Origin of the sequence: Streptomyces sp. NPDC059080 (assembly GCF_042739975.1) — a bacterium.
GTDB classification, from domain to species: Bacteria; Actinomycetota; Actinomycetes; order Streptomycetales; family Streptomycetaceae; genus Streptomyces; species Streptomyces benahoarensis.
The window spans coordinates 11027-26992 of sequence record NZ_JBHYGX010000047.1 but is presented as its reverse complement, the minus strand read 5'-3'; the positions used below and the strand labels follow the sequence as shown (position 1 = coordinate 26992).

The 15966-nt window shown below is 73.2% G+C and carries 15 protein-coding genes; 6 read left to right on the top strand and 9 right to left on the bottom strand.

The features are described from left to right. Positions 1–240: 240 nt before the first annotated feature. From ACFWWQ_RS26075 to ACFWWQ_RS26065, 3 genes are read right to left on the bottom strand one after another with little or no spacing between them, the layout of a single operon-like run. On the bottom strand, positions 241–1611 hold the full coding sequence (locus tag ACFWWQ_RS26075; RefSeq protein ID WP_384600767.1) for an MFS transporter: 1371 nt from the start codon (positions 1609–1611) through the stop codon (positions 241–243). A 47-nt stretch (positions 1612–1658) separates the two neighbouring features. Beyond that, positions 1659–2447 (bottom strand): glycerophosphodiester phosphodiesterase, encoded by a 789-nt coding sequence (locus tag ACFWWQ_RS26070; RefSeq protein WP_384600810.1) that lies wholly within the window; start codon positions 2445–2447, stop codon positions 1659–1661. Between the two features lie 8 nt (positions 2448–2455). Beyond that, positions 2456–3046 (bottom strand): YitT family protein, encoded by a 591-nt coding sequence (locus ACFWWQ_RS26065; RefSeq protein ID WP_384600807.1) that lies wholly within the window; start codon positions 3044–3046, stop codon positions 2456–2458. A gap of 193 nt (positions 3047–3239) precedes the next feature. On the opposite strand from ACFWWQ_RS26065, the gene ACFWWQ_RS26060 reads away from it, so the two are divergent. Next, a complete protein-coding gene (locus ACFWWQ_RS26060) occupies positions 3240–4745 on the top strand; it encodes a PLP-dependent aminotransferase family protein (RefSeq protein ID WP_384600764.1) in 1506 nt (501 codons plus the stop codon). Between the two features lie 101 nt (positions 4746–4846). Here the strand turns inward: ACFWWQ_RS26060 and ACFWWQ_RS26055 are convergent, their stop codons facing one another. Next, a complete protein-coding gene (locus tag ACFWWQ_RS26055) occupies positions 4847–6727 on the bottom strand; it encodes an ABC transporter ATP-binding protein (RefSeq protein WP_384600761.1) in 1881 nt (626 codons plus the stop codon). Positions 6728–7012: 285 nt separating this feature from the next. Between ACFWWQ_RS26055 and ACFWWQ_RS26050 the strand changes: the two genes are divergently transcribed. Both ACFWWQ_RS26050 and ACFWWQ_RS26045 read left to right on the top strand, forming a co-directional pair. Beyond that, positions 7013–7198 (top strand): hypothetical protein, encoded by a 186-nt coding sequence (locus tag ACFWWQ_RS26050; RefSeq protein WP_384600758.1) that lies wholly within the window; start codon positions 7013–7015, stop codon positions 7196–7198. 693 nt (positions 7199–7891) lie between these two features. Continuing rightward, positions 7892–8020, top strand: coding sequence for a hypothetical protein (locus tag ACFWWQ_RS26045; protein ID WP_384600755.1), 129 nt, complete (start codon positions 7892–7894; stop codon positions 8018–8020). 59 nt (positions 8021–8079) lie between these two features. Here ACFWWQ_RS26045 and ACFWWQ_RS26040 read toward each other — a convergent pair whose 3' ends face one another. Together ACFWWQ_RS26040 and ACFWWQ_RS26035 are read right to left on the bottom strand one after the other, a co-directional pair. After that, complete coding sequence (locus ACFWWQ_RS26040) at positions 8080–9780, bottom strand: hypothetical protein (protein ID WP_384600752.1); 1701 nt, start codon at positions 9778–9780, stop codon at positions 8080–8082. A gap of 205 nt (positions 9781–9985) precedes the next feature. Continuing rightward, the gene (locus ACFWWQ_RS26035) at positions 9986–10180 is read right to left on the bottom strand and encodes a hypothetical protein (protein WP_143944557.1); all 195 of its coding nucleotides are present in this window, start codon (positions 10178–10180) and stop codon (positions 9986–9988) included. 243 nt (positions 10181–10423) lie between these two features. On the opposite strand from ACFWWQ_RS26035, the gene ACFWWQ_RS26030 reads away from it, so the two are divergent. Then, positions 10424–10873: a YchJ family protein gene (locus ACFWWQ_RS26030; protein WP_384600749.1), complete on the top strand. Its 450-nt coding sequence runs from the start codon at positions 10424–10426 to the stop codon at positions 10871–10873. A 14-nt stretch (positions 10874–10887) separates the two neighbouring features. Here ACFWWQ_RS26030 and ACFWWQ_RS26025 read toward each other — a convergent pair whose 3' ends face one another. Together ACFWWQ_RS26025 and ACFWWQ_RS26020 are read right to left on the bottom strand one after the other, a co-directional pair. Beyond that, positions 10888–11262, bottom strand: a complete 375-nt coding sequence (locus tag ACFWWQ_RS26025) for an RNA-binding S4 domain-containing protein (RefSeq protein ID WP_384600745.1) — start codon at positions 11260–11262, stop codon at positions 10888–10890. A gap of 100 nt (positions 11263–11362) precedes the next feature. Next, positions 11363–12520, bottom strand: a complete 1158-nt coding sequence (locus ACFWWQ_RS26020; protein WP_384600804.1) for a Ku protein — start codon at positions 12518–12520, stop codon at positions 11363–11365. 30 nt (positions 12521–12550) lie between these two features. Between ACFWWQ_RS26020 and ligD (ACFWWQ_RS26015) the strand changes: the two genes are divergently transcribed. Then, complete coding sequence (gene ligD / locus ACFWWQ_RS26015; RefSeq protein WP_384600742.1) at positions 12551–13444, top strand: non-homologous end-joining DNA ligase; 894 nt, start codon at positions 12551–12553, stop codon at positions 13442–13444. A gap of 21 nt (positions 13445–13465) precedes the next feature. Here ligD (ACFWWQ_RS26015) and ligD (ACFWWQ_RS26010) read toward each other — a convergent pair whose 3' ends face one another. Continuing rightward, positions 13466–14440: a non-homologous end-joining DNA ligase gene (ligD, locus tag ACFWWQ_RS26010; protein WP_384600739.1), complete on the bottom strand. Its 975-nt coding sequence runs from the start codon at positions 14438–14440 to the stop codon at positions 13466–13468. Between the two features lie 536 nt (positions 14441–14976). On the opposite strand from ligD (ACFWWQ_RS26010), the gene ACFWWQ_RS26005 reads away from it, so the two are divergent. Beyond that, a complete protein-coding gene (locus ACFWWQ_RS26005) occupies positions 14977–15852 on the top strand; it encodes an endonuclease I family protein (RefSeq protein ID WP_384600802.1) in 876 nt (291 codons plus the stop codon). The last annotated feature ends 114 nt before the right edge of the window (positions 15853–15966 follow it).

The window sequence follows — 15966 nt, the reverse complement described above, 5'->3', positions numbered from 1 at the left end:
CACCGTTCCTGACGGAGGCGCCGTACGCCGCTGCTCACCTTCACCCGTCGCCCACCACCGCCCTTGACGGAGGCGCTGCGCGCCGCTGCCTACCTTCGTGCCGCCCCTTGTTGTACCCACCAGCGCCCGTTTTGTCACATCTGACAGGAGATGTCACCCGGCGCCCACTTCTCTTGAACGCGCAGTAACGGTCCGCCTGGTGAGCCAAAGGCGTATACTACCGCGCCACCTCCGCCGAAACTAAATCCGGTCCGGTACGGGGTTCCCGGCCGCCGCGACGGCCCTCCGCATCGGCACCCGCGCCAGCAGCACGAACCCCACCACGAAGAACACCCCCAGCGACGCGATGGCCAGCCGGTAGCTCCCCGACAGCTGGTAGGCAACCCCGAACGCCAGCGGCCCCAGCCAGCTCACGCCCCGGTCGCTGATCTCGTACGCGGAGAAGTACTCCGCCTCCTTGCCGCGCGGCACCACATGCGAGAAGAGCGACCGCGAAAGCGCCTGACTGCCGCCCAGAACCAGGCCGATGGCCGCGGCCAGTGCGTAGAACCACGCCGGTTCCCCGGGCGGCAGCGCGCACCCCGCCGCGATCGTCGCCGTCCACGCCACCAGCGAACCGAGGACCGTGCGCTGCGCGCCGTACCGCCGGGCCAGCCGCCCCATCGCCAGCGCCCCGGCCGCCGCCAGTACCTGCACCAGCAGCACCGAGATGATCAGCGTTGTTTGGTCGAGCCCCAGCTCCTGTGAGCCGTAGACGGACGCCTGGGTGATGACTGTCTGTACGCCGTCGTTGTAGACGAGGTAGGCCAGCAGGAAGGCGAGGGTCAGCGGGTGGGCGCGCATGTCGCGCAGCGTCGCGCGCAGTTGGGCGAGGCCCTGGCCGAGCACCGCGGGCCCGCCCGCCTCGGGGCGGGCCGTCGCGCGGTCCGTCCACCGGTCCCGCAGCCGCCGCAGCGGAATGACCGAGAACAGCCCCCACCACAGCCCGGACGACGCCAGGCAGATGCGGATCGCGGCGCCCTCGGTAAGGCCGAAGGAGGTGTGCGCGCCGTACAGCACGAGATGGGCGATGAGCGCCAGACCGGCCGCCGCGTAGCCGAACGCCCAGCCGCGCGTGGAGACCGCGTCCCGCTCCTCGGGCCCGGCGATCTGCGGCAGATACGAGTTGTAGAGCATCATCGACACCACGAACGCGACGTTCGCGACGATCAGCAGCGCCCCGCCCAGCAGATAGCGCGTGCCTTCCAGCCAGAACATCCCGGCCGTCGCCACCGACCCCGTCACGGAGCAGAGGCCGAGCAGCGGTTTCTTCCGCCCCGTACGGTCGGCCAGCGCCCCGGCGAGCGGCATCGCCAGCACCGACAGCAGCAACGAAGCCGAGACGGTGTACGCGAAGAACGAGCCGGGGCGCACCGGTATCCCGAGCGGGTGGACGAAACCGTCCGGGCCGGCGGCCGCCTGCGCGATCGAGGTCAGATACGGGCCCAGGAAGACCGTCAGCACGGTCGTGGAGTAGACGCTGTTGGCCCAGTCGTACCAGTACCAGCCGCGCTGCTCGCGGCGGAGCGCGGCAAGCCGCGCGGGTTGGTCGTCCGCGATCGGTGCGTGCACCGCCCACCCCCGTCTTTCCCCCGGCGGCGCGACCGGGCGCCAGGGGGTCAGATCCAGGCGTTCCGTCCGGTCAGCACCGCACGCAGTGTGTCGATGTGATCGGTCATGATGCCATCCACCCCAAGATCCAACAGAGCCGCCATCCGGCCGGGATCGTTCACCGTCCACACATGCACCTGGAGCCCCAGGGCATGCGCCGCGCGGAGGAACCTCCGGTCCGCCACCGGGATCCCCGCCTGCCGCTCCGGCACCTGTACGCACACCGCGCTGCGCCGCACCGCCGCGCCCAGCAGCCGGTCCAGCGGCAGCGGCGCCGGGCCGAGCGAGCGCAGCCGCAGCCCGGCCACGCCCCGGGTGCCCAGCGACGTCGCCAGCCGCGCCCCGGCCCGCTGCCGTGCCCGCGCCACCCGCGCCTCGGAGAACGACCCGACGCACACCCGGTCCCAGGCGTCCGCCCGCCGCACCAGCTCCACCAGCGGCTCCAGCGCCGCCTCCGCCTTCAGATCGACGTTCCAGCGCGCCTCGGGGAACTCCGCCAGCAGGTCCTCGAAGAGCGGCAGCGGCTCACGCCCGGCGACCCGGGCGGTACGCACCGCCCGCCACGGCAGTTCCCCGATCGCGCCCCGCCCGTCGGTGGCCCGCTCCAGCGTCGCGTCGTGGAAGGCCACCAGCTTGCCGTCCGACGTGGCGTGGACATCGGTCTCCAGGTAGCGGTAGCCGCAGGCCACCGCGCGCCGGAACGCCACGGCGGTGTTCTCCAGGCCGTCCGCCGCCCCGCCGCGGTGCGCGAACGGCAGCGGCGCGGGGTGGTCGAGGTACGGGTGGCGGGGGCGCATCGCGGGGGTCACTCGGAAATTATCGCCGGTGCGGCCGGGGTATGGGCGCCGGCCACCACCCGCGACGGTTCCGGCGGCAGCCCCTTGGGTGCGAACCGGCGCAGGAAGAACTGCGCCAGCGGGCCGATCGCCAGCGCATACAGCACGGTGCCCGCGCCGACCGAACCGCCGAGCAGGAAACCCACGGCCAGCACGGTCACCTCGATGCACGTCCGCACCAGGCGCAGCGGCCGTCCCGTGCGCCGGTGCAGCCCGGTCATCAGACCGTCGCGTGGCCCCGGACCGAAGCGCGCCGAGATGTACAGACCGGTCGCCGCACTGTTGAGCAGCACCGCGAAGAGCAGCAACGGAATGCGGACGGCCAGAGCGCGTGGGCCGGGGACGAGCGACAGCGTCGCGTCCATGACCAGGCCCAGCACGATGACGTTGGAGACCGTGCCGAGACCCGGGCGCTGCCGCAGCGGGATCCACAGCAGCAGGATCAGCGCGCCGGTGACGATGGTGACCGTCCCCATCGACAGTCCGGTGTGCAGGGATATCCCCTGGTTGAGCACGCTCCACGGCTCCAGGCCGAGCCCGGCGCGCAGCTGGAGCCCCATGCTCACGCCGTAGAGCACCAGACCCGTGTAGAGCTGCACGAGCCGACGCGGCAGAAAAGTACCCGGCTTCTTGTGCGCCTCGTCGATGGACAAGGGCTTTCCCCCTCCTGGCAGGATTGGACCGACGCATGCCACCATGTGGCAGGTCGGTGCAGGTGATCGAGAGCCAATCCAGGAAAGGTGGACTGCAATCATGGCGCAGTGGACTTCGGCGGTGGGTGCTCACCAGCTCGCCCGGCTGCTCCGGTCGCAGGACCCCAGGGACGCCGAACTGACCGTCACCGGGCGGCGGTTGCCCGCCTACCGCAGCCTCGCCGACGGCGTGCGCCTGCTCGTCCTCGAAGGGCGGGTCCCGGTCGCCGCCCGGCTGCCCGCGGAACGCGAACTGGCCGGCGCCCTCGGCGTCAGCCGCACCACCGTCGCCGCCGCCTACGAGGCGCTGCGCGCCGAAGGCTTCCTGGAGTCCCGCCGTGGCTCCGGCAGCTGGACGGCCGTACCGGCCGGGAATCCGCTGCCCACCCGCGGGCTGGAGCCGCTGCCGCCGGAGGCCGGCGGTTCCGTGATCGACCTGGGGTGCGCGGCGCTTCCGGCGCCCGAGCCGTGGCTGACCCGTGCTGTCCAGGGCGCCATGGCCGACCTGCCGCTCTACGCCCACACCCACGGCGACTACCCGGCGGGCCTGCCCGTCCTGCGCCAGGCGCTCGCCGACCGCTACACCGCCCGCGGCATCCCCACCATGCCCGAGCAGATCATGGTCACGACGGGCGCGATGGGCGCCGTCGCCGCCATCTGCAAGCTCTGCACGGGCCCCGGCGAACGCGTCGCCGTCGACTCCCCGTCGTACGCCAACATCCTCCAGCTGATGCGGGACGCGGGTGCCCGGCTGGTGCCGGTGGCGCTCACCGAGCGGCTGGGCGGCTGGGACATCCCCGCCTGGCGTCAGGTGATGCGCGACGCGGCGCCCCGCATGGCGTACGTCGTCGCCGACTTCCACAACCCCACCGGCACCCTCGCCACCGAGGACCAGCGCCGCCGCATGGTCGACGCGGCGCGCGCGGCCGGCACGCTCCTCGTCGTCGACGAGACCATGACCGAACTGCGGCTGGACGACGATCCCGAACCGCCGCGCCCGGTCTGCGCGTTCGACCCGGCGGGCAGCTCCGTCATCACCGTCGGCTCGGCCAGCAAGGCGTTCTGGGCCGGGATGCGGATCGGCTGGGTGCGCGCCGCGCCCGATCTGATCCGCAGCCTGGTCGCCGCCCGCGCCTACTCCGACCTGGGCTCACCCGTCCTCGAACAGCTCGCCATCGCCTCGCTGCTGGAGTCCGGCGGCTGGGAGGAGGCGGTCGCCATCCGCCGCGACGAGGCCCGCGGCAACCGCGACGCGATCGTCGGCGCGCTCCGTCGCGCGCTGCCCGACTGGGAGTTCACCGTCCCGCACGGCGGCCTCACCCTCTGGGTCCGCACCGGTGGCCTGTCCGGCTCCCGGATCGCCGAGGCGGGGGAGCGGCTGGGCGTCCGGGTGCCGTCCGGGCCGCGGTTCGGCGTCGACGGCGCCTTCGAGGGGTACGTACGGCTGCCGTTCACGGTCGGCGGCGCGGTCGCGGAGGAGGCGGCCGACCGGTTGGCGAACGCGGCACGGCTGGTCGCCGGTGGCCACACCGCCGGGGTGGAGGCGGTGCGGACGCTGGTCGCCTGAGGCCGGCGGGCACCGGGCCCGCCGTGCTCGTCGGCAGCGGTGCACGGATGATCTCACCGTCACCACCGGCATCGCTGTACCCCGTCACCGGTCGCTCTCGCTCACGCCCGCCCTTCGAACAGTTGCGCGTACAGTCCGCCACGGGCCAGGAGCTGGGGGTGGGTGCCGGATTCGGTGAGGTCGCCGTCGTTGAGGACGAGGATGTGGTCGGCGGTGGTGGCCAGGTCGAGGTCGTGGGTGATGACGAGGGTGGTGCGGCCGGCGGCGAGGTGGTGCAAGGGGGCCAGGATGCGTTGGGTGGCGAGGGTGTCGAGGCCGGTGGTGGGCTCGTCGAGGATGAGGACCGGGGCATCGCGGAGCATGGCGCGGGCGATGGCGACGCGCTGGAGCTGGCCGCCGGAGAGGGCGGCGGTGGAGGGGGCGATGACCGTGTCGTAGCCGTCGGGGAGGTCGGTGACGAAGCCGTGTGCGTCGGCGGCCCGGGCGGCCCGGGTGACCTCGTCGTGGCTGGGGGTGGGGTCATCGCGGCCGCAGGCGATGTTGCGCTCGATGGTGTCGTGGAGGACGAGCGTCTCCTGGGGGAGCAGGGTGATGTTGCGGCGGAGGTCGGCGAGGGGAAGGCGGTCGATCGGGATCCCGTCGAGGTGGATGGTGCCGGTGTCCGGGTCGTAGAAGCGGAGGAGGAGGGCGGCGAGGGTGGACTTGCCGGCGCCGCTGGGGCCGGTGACGACCACGAACTCGCCGGGGTGTGCGGTGAAGGTGAGGGAGCTGAGGGCGTTGTGGTGGGGGGAGCTGGGATAGCGGAACGTGACGCCGTCGACGCGGAGTTCGCCGTGGGCGCGGTGCGGGAGGGGGATTGCTTGTGCCCGGGGTGGGTCGGCGACGGCCGGGTGGGCGTCGAGGATTTCCAGCAGCCGGTCGGCGGCGGCGGTGGCGGCGGTGGCGGTGAGACCGAGGCGGCCGAGGGAGCGGATCGGCGGGTAGAGGTAGCCGATGAAAGCGGCGAAGGCGAGGAGCTGCCCGAGGGTCAGCCGGCCCGCCGAGATCTCCCAGGCACCCAGCCCGATGATGGACAGCACGCAGAGGGTTTCCAGGATCTCGATGAACTGGTCGTAGAGAGCGCCCAGGCGGGCGCTGGTGACGGAGGCGCGAAGCCAGCGGCGGGCCTCCCTGACCAGGCGTTCTTCCTCGTCGCGCTGACGGTTGTACGCCTGCGTGAGGACGACGTTGACCAGCGTTTCCTCGACGACGGAGGTGAGGGCGCCGTCGGCTGCCCGCTGGCGGCGGGTGACCTGGCGGATGCGCCCGGCGAAGCGGCGGGTGGCGAAGTAGAAGAGGGGGGCGGCGACGAAGGTGGCGAGGGCCAGTTCCCAGCGCAGCCACAGGGCAGCGGCGGCGTAGAAGAGGGTGGAGAAGACGGCCGCGGAGGCGCCCACCACACCGCTGACGACGAGTCGTTCGATGGCGTCGATGTCGCCTGTCAGCCGTTCCACCAGGTCGCCGCGGCGATTGCGTTGGAAGAAGTGCGGCGGCAACGTCTGGAGATGGGAGAACACACGGCCACGCAGGCGCAGCAGGAAGCGTTCCGCGATCCAGGCGGCGAGGGAGTTGCCGAGATAGCCGACGGCGGCGCCGATCACCGCCACCGCAAGCCATTTGCCGGCGGGACTCCAGAAGGCTCTGACCGAGCCCTTTGCCAGGGCCTGGTCGGTGAGTTGGGCGAAGAGCAGGATCGCGGCGGTCTCGGCGAGGGCGGCGACGACGGCGCACCCGATCACCGTCAGCAGCCAGCGGCGATCGCCCCGGGTAAGCGGCCAGAAGCGGTGGAACGCCTCCACGGGGCCGACGTGACGCGTCAGAATGGGCGCGTTGCCGGGAAGTTGGGGGGGCGGCGAGGAGGGGCGAGACGCCTCCGGGGGCTCGGCGAGGGGTGCGGCGGTGGAGGCGGGCGGATCGGCTTCGGGCTGGCGGTCGTTGGCCATTCGGCGCTCCTGGCCGTTGACGGTGTTTCCGGCCGTCGGGGATCTTCGCGGCACGGTCGTCAGCTTCCTCCGGCCGCGGCCGCGGCGGTCGTTGCGCAGCGGTGATCGCTGTGTGCAGGACCGCGGGAAACGGCTGACGGCAGCTCGCGAGGCCGACCCGCGCGGTGTGCGCGGGCCCGCCTCGGCCCCTGCCTCAGGTCCGTGGATCCGAAGCACATGTCACGTGGTCGTCAACGGATATCGGGAAATCCGCGACAACGGATCACAGGGTTACCGACGGCCGCCGTGGCCTCCTCCTCCGCCGTAGCCGCCCCCGCCATCGCGTCCATAACGTTCGTCGCGTCCGCCGAAGTCATCGCCGTGGCCGCCGCGACCGTAATCGTCATCTCCGTGTCCGCCGCCACCGTGTCCACCACGGTCGTTGCGGATGCGGGGGAAGAACACCTTGAAGGTCATCTCTGCCTCCAGTGATCGGATGCCGCCGCGGCTTTCCCGGACCGTGCTCTGGTGGCGATTCGGCGCGCCCGTCAGGGCCTTCTCTGCGGTTCGTCCCGACGGTACGTCTCCACCGCGACACTATCGACACTACGTCGGACCTTTAGCCCCAACAAGTGCATTACGTGAGAATTAGACAAAACGTGCATGTCGCTGTGGGTGTGAGGACGGTTGCCGACGGTCGACGCGCGGCGACGGCTTCCCCGTCCCTACGCCACGCCCGCGCGTCGGTTCTCCCCTCTGCGGGACGTGGCCGTCGAGGGTGGCACGGCCCCCGGCGGAGAGGCTGACGCCGCTGGGGTCCTCGGCCTCGTACGGCGGCGATCCGGACGCCGAGGGCCCGGCCCTCCCCACGTCTCCACGAGCGAAGCCACCCATGCAGCCGACCCCACCCGGGCGAGCGGTGTCGGCGTCGCGGAAGGCGCCCTCAACCGTGACTGCAGTCGGGACCCGGGGCCACTCGTCCCCGCACACCCGCCCCCCCACACCCTTGCTGCCGCACCGGCGGTGTGGGCCAGGACGAGAGCCGGGTGTCCGTTATGGCAGCGGTGGTTGGAGCGGTGGTTGGAGCGGTACACCGTTGTGGCGACGGGTGTTGTCGTACGTCCGCCATACAGTGGATTCGCCAGCATGTCTGGGTGTCACCACGCAGGAAACGCGAGGGCTGAGTTGTCGTTCCTGAGCAAACTGAAGCGGCAGCACGCCGAGTTGTGGGAGCAGCGTCGTATGGAGGCCACGATGGCGGCGGGCGCGCGGGGTGCCCGCCTGGAGGAGGCCAAACGCGCCGGGCCGGGCTGATCCCGTGGCGGTCCGGCAAGCCGGTCACTGCGGTGCAGGTGCGTACGCGGGCGCGCGCGTCAGCCCTCCGCGTTCGCCGCCCGCATGGTGCCGTTGACCGTGATCGAGCCGGGCATGCCCGGCGCCCGAGTCGGCGGCCCGGCTTCGGGCGCCGGTTCGGCGACGGTGGCGCGTCCGGACGCCTCCCCGGTGGCAGGCTGCGCGCCGGTCTTCGTCATCCGCACCGGCCGGCCGGCCGGCCGCTCCCCGGCGGGCACGGTGCGCTCCGGCAGCAGCGCCAGCACCGCCCGCCGGTGCGCCTCGCCCGTCGCTTCGTCGTACGGGTCCGGCGTCGCCGGTACCTGGAGCCGCAGGACCGGGCCCGCCCCCAGCCGGGCGTAGCCGCGGCCGGGCGGCACCACCGGCGTCGGCGTGGTGTGCGGTTCGGCGCCGAGCACCGCGCGGACCTCGTCCGGCGTCGCGGGCCCGAGCACCACCCGGGCCCGGGTGTGCGCCCGTACCGGCTCGCTCAGCAGGTCGGCGCTGTCGAACTGCTCGGCCACCACCACCGTGACCTGCGCCGCGCGTCCGTGCCGCAGCGGCACCTGGAGGAGCCGCTGCGGATCGTCGCGGCCCTCGGCGGCCGCCAGATGCGCCAGCGCGGTGGGCTGGTCGGCGACGATCCACAGTGGGCGGCGGATGTCGTCGGGGGCCGGCTCGCCCGCCTGCCGCGCCCGGCTCGCGGCAAGGAGCCGCCGCTCGGTCTCCTGCGCCGCCCACGCCAGCGTCGCCAGCGCGCCCGACGGCCCGCTCTCCACCCCGAGCACCCCGCCGCGCCCGGCCAGCGCCCCGAACTCGCCGGTGCCGCCCCCGTCGATGATCAGCACATCGCCGTGCTGCAACGCCTGGAGCGCCAGCGACCGCAGCAGCGTCGTGGTGCCGGCACCCGGCTGCCCCAGGATCAGCAGATGCGGTTCGGTCGAGCGCGGTCCGGTGCGCCAGACCACTGGTGGCTCGTCCCGCGCCGTCTCGCCGTCGGTGACCGGCAGCGTCCGCTGTACCGACTCCGGATCGGTGAAGCCGAGCACCGTCTCACCCGGCGCGGTCACGAACCGCTGCGCCGCGATGTCGGTGGGCAGCGCCTCCAGGACGGTCAGCGTCAGCGTGTTCGCCTCCTCGTCCCAGTCGAAGCGGTACTCCCGGGCGCGCCCCGACTTCGCGTGCAGCACCTGCTCGATACGGGCCCGGGCCGCGGCCTCCCCGTCGGTGAAGTACGCCGGGTAGAGCAGCCGCAGCCGCACGATCCGGCCGTCGTCGCCGTCGAACTCGTACGCGTCGAACGCCGCCGTCCAGTCACCGCCGTACGTGTACAGCGGCTCGGGGTCGCCGTCCCCGGCGAAGTACGGGACGAGCGCCTCGTACAGCACACGGAGCCGGGCCTCCTCCGCCTCGTCCGGGCCGGTGGGCGCGGGTGCGTGGTCCCGTCCGGCCCAGGCGGCCGCGCCCATCACCGCGAGCAGCCCGAGCAGCGGGCCGTACGGCGCCAGCGCCACGACCAGGACGCAGGCGCCGATGAGGAAGCACATCGGGGCCCGGCGGTCCTGGGGAGTGGCGCGCCAGCGCTGCCCGCCGGAGACGGCGAGGCGGCGCAGCCCGCGGCTGAGGGTGATCAGCGGATGGAAGATGTCGCCGGCGCCGTCGGCTGCGGTGCGCGCCAGCTCACGGCCACGGGTGAGCGGCGCGCGGTCGGTCAGGATGCGGGGCAGAGGTCGCCGGGCCACATCGGTCTCCTGGGTGTCGTACGCGGCGGTGGGCGGCCCGGCGGGAGCACCGGGCCGGAGAACGGCGGGGCGGGACGCGCGCCGTGGCGGGGAAGGGGCGGGGCCCGCGGGGCGTCGGCCGGACGCGACCTTACGGACACCGGGCCGGGCCCGGCGGGGGACACGCCCTGGGGGAACCGTCCGCCGGGGCCTGGACGGACACCCTCTAGATCCGGATCCCTCCCAGAAGGCTGGCGAGGCTCGCGCCGCCCGCCTTGATGCTCGGGGCGATGGCGGAGCCCGCCAGGTAGAAGCCGAAGAGCGCGCACACCAGGGCGTGCGAAGCCTTGAGGCCGTCCTTGCGGAAGAAGAGGAAGACGATGACGCCGAGCAGGATCACGCCGGAAATGGACAGAATCATGAGGGTTCTCTCCTGGGAGGTGGGGACGGTCACCATGAGTTCTTCCAACCTCACAGGACGGACCAAGCCAGTAAAAGCCGCAAAAGAGTGATTTGTCGTGGAATCCGTCCATATGGGCGTATGGGGAATCGGCCTGGTGGTCGGGCCCGGTTCCGCGGGCGCCGGCCCGTCCTCGGTCCGGGCGGACCGGACGCGGCACGGCCCCGCCGCCGGGCCCAGGCGCCGGACCTGCACAATCGAAGCGTGTCGAAGAAGCCGAAGAAGCCGAAGAGCGCGCCTCGCCGTCCCGTCGCCCGCCCCGTCCTCGCCTCCGTGGACCCGTGCCCCTGCGGCCGGGACGCGGTCTACGGCGACTGCTGCGCGCCGCTCCACCGGGGCGATGCCGCCGCCCCGACCGCCGAGCGGCTGATGCGCTCGCGCTACGCCGCCTTCGCCGCCGGGGACGCCGCGTACCTGCTGCGCACCTGGCACTCCTCGACCCGCCCCGCCACGCTGGACCTCGACGCCGAGCGGCGGTGGACCGGCCTGGACATCCTCGGCACCACCGGCGGCAGCGCCTTCCACGCCGAGGGCACCGTGGAGTTCCGTGCGCACTCCGCCTGGCGCGGCCGGGCCGACAGCCAGCACGAGAACAGCCGCTTCGTCCGCGAGGACGGCGCCTGGGTGTACGTGGACGCGCTCGACGGCCCGTGAGCTGCCGCCCTCGCTCAGCGGCCGCGCAGCTGCTCGATCTCGCGGCGGTCGCGCTTGGTCGGGCGGCCCGTGCCCCGGTCGCGGACCGCGGCGACCGGCGCCTGGGCGCGCGGCGGCTCGGGCGGGGTGTTGTCGACGTAGCACTCCACGGCGACGGGCGCGCCCACCCGCTTGCGCACCAGCCGTGAGACCACCACGATCCGCTCCCGCCCGGCGTGCCGCAGCCGCACCTCGTCGCCGGTGCGCACGGCGTAGGCAGGCTTCACCCGCTCGCCGTTGACCCGGACATGGCCCGCCCGGCAGGCGGCCGCGGCCAGCGACCGGGTCTTGGTGAGCCGGACCGACCAGATCCAGCTGTCGATGCGGGTGTTCCCCTCGTCTGAAGCCATGTTCCGACTCTAGAACGCCGGGGGACAACGGGGCGCCGGAGCCCTGCCCGAGGCCGACGGCCGTTCCGCGCCCCCTGCCCGAACCCGCCCGCCCCGCCGCTCATGCCGACGGGCGCTTCGACGTTCCCCCGGCCGCCGATGCCGAGCCGCCCGACGTGGCGGTCCCGGCGGTCTTCTTCGACGCGGCCCCCTTCGCCGTACGCTTCGCGGCGGTCTTCCGCGCGGTGCTCTTCTTCGCCCCCGGGTCCGAACTGCCGGTCCCGGAAGCCGGCTTCGTCCGGCTGCTCGACGTCTTCGCCGCCGTCCGCTTCCGGCCGGACGTACCCGAGGAGCCCGCGGCGCTCTTCCGGCCGGAGGCGTCGCCCGAGGATGCGGACTTCTTCGTGTCCGTGCCGCTCTTCGCGCGCTTCCGGCCCCGGATCGGCGTGACGGTCGCGTCCTCCTCGCCCCCGGCCCCCTCGCTCGCCTCCGTCTCCTCGCCGCGGCCCTCCCGTGCCGCCCGTACGCTGCTCTCCAGCGCGGCCATCAGGTCGATGACCTGGCCGCCCGGGCCGCCGGCGGTCTTCGGCGCGGCCGGTTCGCCGCCCTCCAGCTTCGCGGCGACCAGGCTCTCCACCGCCTCGCGGTAGTCGTCGTGCAGCTCGTCCGGGTCGAGGTCCCCCAGGGAGTCCATCAGCGTCTCGGCGAGCGTCAGTTCGCTGTCGCGGATCTCCACGTCGTCCGGCGCCACCCCGGCCGTCGAGCGGATCTGGTCCGGCCACAGCAGGGCGTGCATCACGATCGCCCCGTCGTGCGCCCGCAGCATTGCCGGCGTCTCCCGCCCGTGCATCGCCACCTTCCCGATGGCGACCTTGCCGTGGTGCTCCAGCGCCTCCCGCAGCAGCGTGTACGGCTTGGTGGCGGTGGGGCCGTTGGGGCCCAGGTAGTACGCCCGGTCCATCTGGAGCGGGTCGATCTCACCGGCGTCCAGGAACGCCAGGATGGTCAGCGTCTTCGTGGTGGGCAGCGGCAGATGGGACAGGTCCTCGTCGGTGACCGGCACGATCACGTCGTCGGTGGCCCGGTAGCCCCGGCCGATCTCCTCGTTGGGGACCTCCTCGCCGTCCAGCTCGCAGACCTTGCGGTACTGGATGTGTCCGCCGTCCTTCTCGTGGATGCGGACGAAGGGGACCGAAGTGCTGCGGTCCGTCGCGCTGTAGGTCTTCACGGGGATGCTGACCAGGCCGAACGAAATGGCGCCATTCCATACAGATCGCATCATTCATCCCTTGTGTGGGATTCTCATCGTATGTCGCCGACAACCGTCGTGGAGGGGCGGCGTCTCTCGCTCACCCGCCTTGACAAGGTCCTTTATCCGGAGACCGGCACCACCAAGGGCGAGGTGCTGCACTACGTCACCACCACGGCGGACGCCCTCCTCGCGCACCTCCACGACCGGCCGGTCTCCTTTCTGCGCTACCCCGACGGGCCCGGCGGCGAGCGTTTCTTCACCAAGAACGTGCCGCCCGGTACCCCCGCATGGGTGAAGACCTGCGAGGTCCCGTCCCGCGCCGCGACATCGCGCCGACAGGTGGTGCTCCAGGACCTCGCCTCCCTGGTGTGGGCCGCCAACCTCGTCGTCGAACTGCACGCACCCCAGTGGACCCGCGACACCCCGGGCACCGCCGACCGCCTCGTCCTCGACCTCGACCCGGGCGCCCCCGCCACCCTCGTCGAATGCTGCGCCGTCGCCCTGTGGCTGCGCGACCGGCTGGCCGCCGACGGCCTGTACAGCTGCGTCAAAACCAGCGGCTCCAAGGGGCTGCACCTGCTCGCCCCCCTCGAACCCGCCCCGTCGGAGCACGCCACCGCCTACGCCCGGACCCTCGCCACCGAGGCCGCCGCCGCGCTCCCCGGGCTCGTCACCGCCAAGATGCGCAAGGACCTGCGCCCCGGCAAGGTCTTCCTCGACTTCTCACAGAACGCCGCCGCCAAGACCACCGCCTGCGCGTACACCCTGCGGGCCCGCGCCACCCCCACCGTCTCCACGCCCGTCACCTGGGACGAGGTCGCCGCCTGCACCGACCCCGCCCAACTCACCTTCCTCTTCGGCGAGATCGCCGGCCGCCGCGCCCGCCACGGCGATCTGTTCGCCCCGCTGCTCGACCCCCACCACGCGCATCCGCTGCCCCGTACCGCGTGACCACGCCCGGTCGGCACGCCCTCACCCCAGCCGCGTCAGGTCCGGTCGCAGCCGCTGCCACACCGGATGCCGCAGCCGCCCGGCGTCCGTCCACGACGACGCCGTGACCTCGGCGACCAGCCGCGGCTCGACCCAGCGGGCGCCCGCCACCCCGACCGGCCCCGCGAACGGCGGATCCGCGCGGGCCAGCACCTCCAGATACCCGGCCAGCTCACGCCGCTCCCGCAGCGACAGCCCCGACCCGACCGCCCCGGCGAACCGCAGCCCCTCGGGCGCGTCGGTGCCGACCAGCACCGCCCCCGGCAGCCCCCGCAGCCCGCCGAGCCCCGGCGTCCAGCCGCCGATGACCACGTCCAGCGTCTCCACCCGCTTCGTCTTCCGCCAGTGCGCCGACCGCGCACCGGGCGTGTACGGGGAATCCAGCCGCTTGGCGACCACGCCCTCCAGCCCGGCCCGCACCACCGCGTCCCACGCCTCGGCGGAGTGCCCCGGCAGCGCGGCCGGAACCGACCAGGCCGGTGCGGACAGCTCCAGACCGCTCAGCACCCGGCGCCGCTCCCGGTACGGTTCCGCCAGCAGCGACCGGCCGTCGAGGTACAGCACATCGAAGAGGACCAGCCGCACGGGCGTCTCCCGCGCCAGGTGGGCCGCCCGCCGCGCGTCGGTCACCCCCATCCGGTGTTGCAACAGCCCGAAGTCCGGCCGCCCCGCCGCGTCCGGGGCCACCACCTCACCGTCGAGCACAAGGGTGTGCCCGCGCACGCCGCCCGCCGGGACCAGCAGTTCCGGGTAGGCCGCCGTCAGATCGTTCCCGGCCCGCGACACCGGGCGTACGGTCCCGTCGTCCGTCACGGTCAGCACGCACCGCACCCCGTCCCACTTGGCCTCGAACGCCCAGTCGTCGTCCGGTACGGGCAGCGGCCCCGGCACCGCCAGCATCGGCGCGATCACCGGCGGCGCACCACCGGAGGGCCCCGGACCCGCGGAATCCGCCATACCTCGATGGTCGGCCGCCCGGCCCGGATCCGCAGTCCGTACGGACGGCGGCTGCGCCCGCACGGACCCGATCCGCCCGGCCGCGGCGGCACCCCGACGTGCCCGGCAGAAGGTCGGCGCGATATGTGGACGCCCGTCCTCAACAGCCTCGTTCTCATCGCGGTGTCCGGCCGCTACCTCGCCCTGCTGACCGGCCCCCGCGCGGTCGCCGACATCAGCGCGGTGTCCGGGAGCTCGGGCTGCGGCGCGCCTGACCGGTCGTCGGGCGGCCGTCCGGTCCGGACGCCACGCCGTCCGGTGGGTGGCCGCCCGGTGGCGTGGAACCGGCGGTGCGGCCGGACGACAATCGGGGCCGTCCGGCACGAATGGCCCGGCCCTCACGGCCTGCGCACACAACTCCCCCCTGGTGTTCACACTGTGGGAATTGTTGCGGTGGAAGGCTGCCCACCGGCCGTACACCCAACGGCCGGTATCGGCCGTACCCCCACAACTGGCGGCCCGGTACCACCATTCGGGGAGAGGACACCTTCGTGGACATCACCCGTGCAACCCGCAGAGGTCGCCGCCGTACCGCGCTCGCCGTGGCCGCCGTGGCCGCGTCCGTCGCGCTGGCCGCCCAGCTCCCGGCCACCGCCACGGCGACCCCCGCCGCCCCCCACCCGGCGGCCGCCGCCCACATATCCGGCGGGCCGGCGATATCCGGGGCGGCACACACCGCCTACGACGACACGTACTACCAGGACGCCATCGGCAAGACCGGGCAGGAGCTGAAGGACAGCCTGCACCGCATCGTCAGCACCACCCAGACCGGCAAGCTCACCTACAGTCAGGTCTGGGACGCGCTCAAGGACACCGACGAGGACCCGGCCAACAAGTCCTACGTCATCCTCCTCTACACCGGCCGCTCCCAGAGCAAGGACGCCCACGGCGGCAACCCGGACGACTGGAACCGCGAGCACGTCTGGGCCAAGTCCCACGGCGACTTCGGCACCGCCACCGGTCCCGGCACCGACCTGCACCACCTGCGGCCCGAGGACGTCTCCGTCAACAGCGACCGCGGCAACAAGGACTTCGACAACGGCGGCACCGAGATCGGTGAGGCACCCGGCAACTACACCGACGACGACTCCTTCGAGCCCCGCGACGCGGTCAAGGGCGACGTCGCCCGGATGATCCTCTACATGGCCGTCCGCTACGACGGTGACGACGGCTTCCCCGACCTGGAGCCCAACGACAAGGTCGACAACGGCTCGGCACCGAACATCGGGAAGCTCTCCGTCCTCAAGGCGTGGAGCCAGGCCGACCCGCCGGACGCCTTCGAGCAGCACCGCAATCAGGTGATCTTCGACAAGTACCAGCACAACAGGAACCCGTTCATCGACCACCCCGAGTGGGTCAACGAGATCTGGTGACCTGATGTGGGCCGGGTCGACGCGCGGCGACCCGGCCCGGTCCCGGCGCCGCGGCCCGCCCGGCCCCCCCCCGCGCCGCCCGCACCCCCCCGCGCCCCGCGCCCTCCCGCCGCC

Bases quoted from the DNA above. Each gene is read 5' to 3' on its own strand.
- ACFWWQ_RS26070 (WP_384600810.1), bottom strand. From the start codon at position 2,447: ATGCGCCCCCGCCACCCGTACCTCGACCACCCCGCGCCGCTGCCGTTC.
- ACFWWQ_RS26065 (WP_384600807.1), bottom strand. From the start codon at position 3,046: ATGGGGCTCCAGCTGCGCGCCGGGCTCGGCCTGGAGCCGTGGAGCGTG.
- ACFWWQ_RS26060 (WP_384600764.1), top strand. From the start codon at position 3,240: ATGGCGCAGTGGACTTCGGCGGTGGGTGCTCACCAGCTCGCCCGGCTG.
- ACFWWQ_RS26055 (WP_384600761.1), bottom strand. From the start codon at position 6,727: ATGGCCAACGACCGCCAGCCCGAAGCCGATCCGCCCGCCTCCACCGCC.
- ACFWWQ_RS26035 (WP_143944557.1), bottom strand. From the start codon at position 10,180: ATGATTCTGTCCATTTCCGGCGTGATCCTGCTCGGCGTCATCGTCTTC.
- ACFWWQ_RS26025 (WP_384600745.1), bottom strand. From the start codon at position 11,262: ATGGCTTCAGACGAGGGGAACACCCGCATCGACAGCTGGATCTGGTCG.
- ACFWWQ_RS26020 (WP_384600804.1), bottom strand. From the start codon at position 12,520: ATGCGATCTGTATGGAATGGCGCCATTTCGTTCGGCCTGGTCAGCATC.
- ligD (WP_384600742.1), top strand. From the start codon at position 12,551: ATGTCGCCGACAACCGTCGTGGAGGGGCGGCGTCTCTCGCTCACCCGC.
- ligD (WP_384600739.1), bottom strand. From the start codon at position 14,440: ATGGCGGATTCCGCGGGTCCGGGGCCCTCCGGTGGTGCGCCGCCGGTG.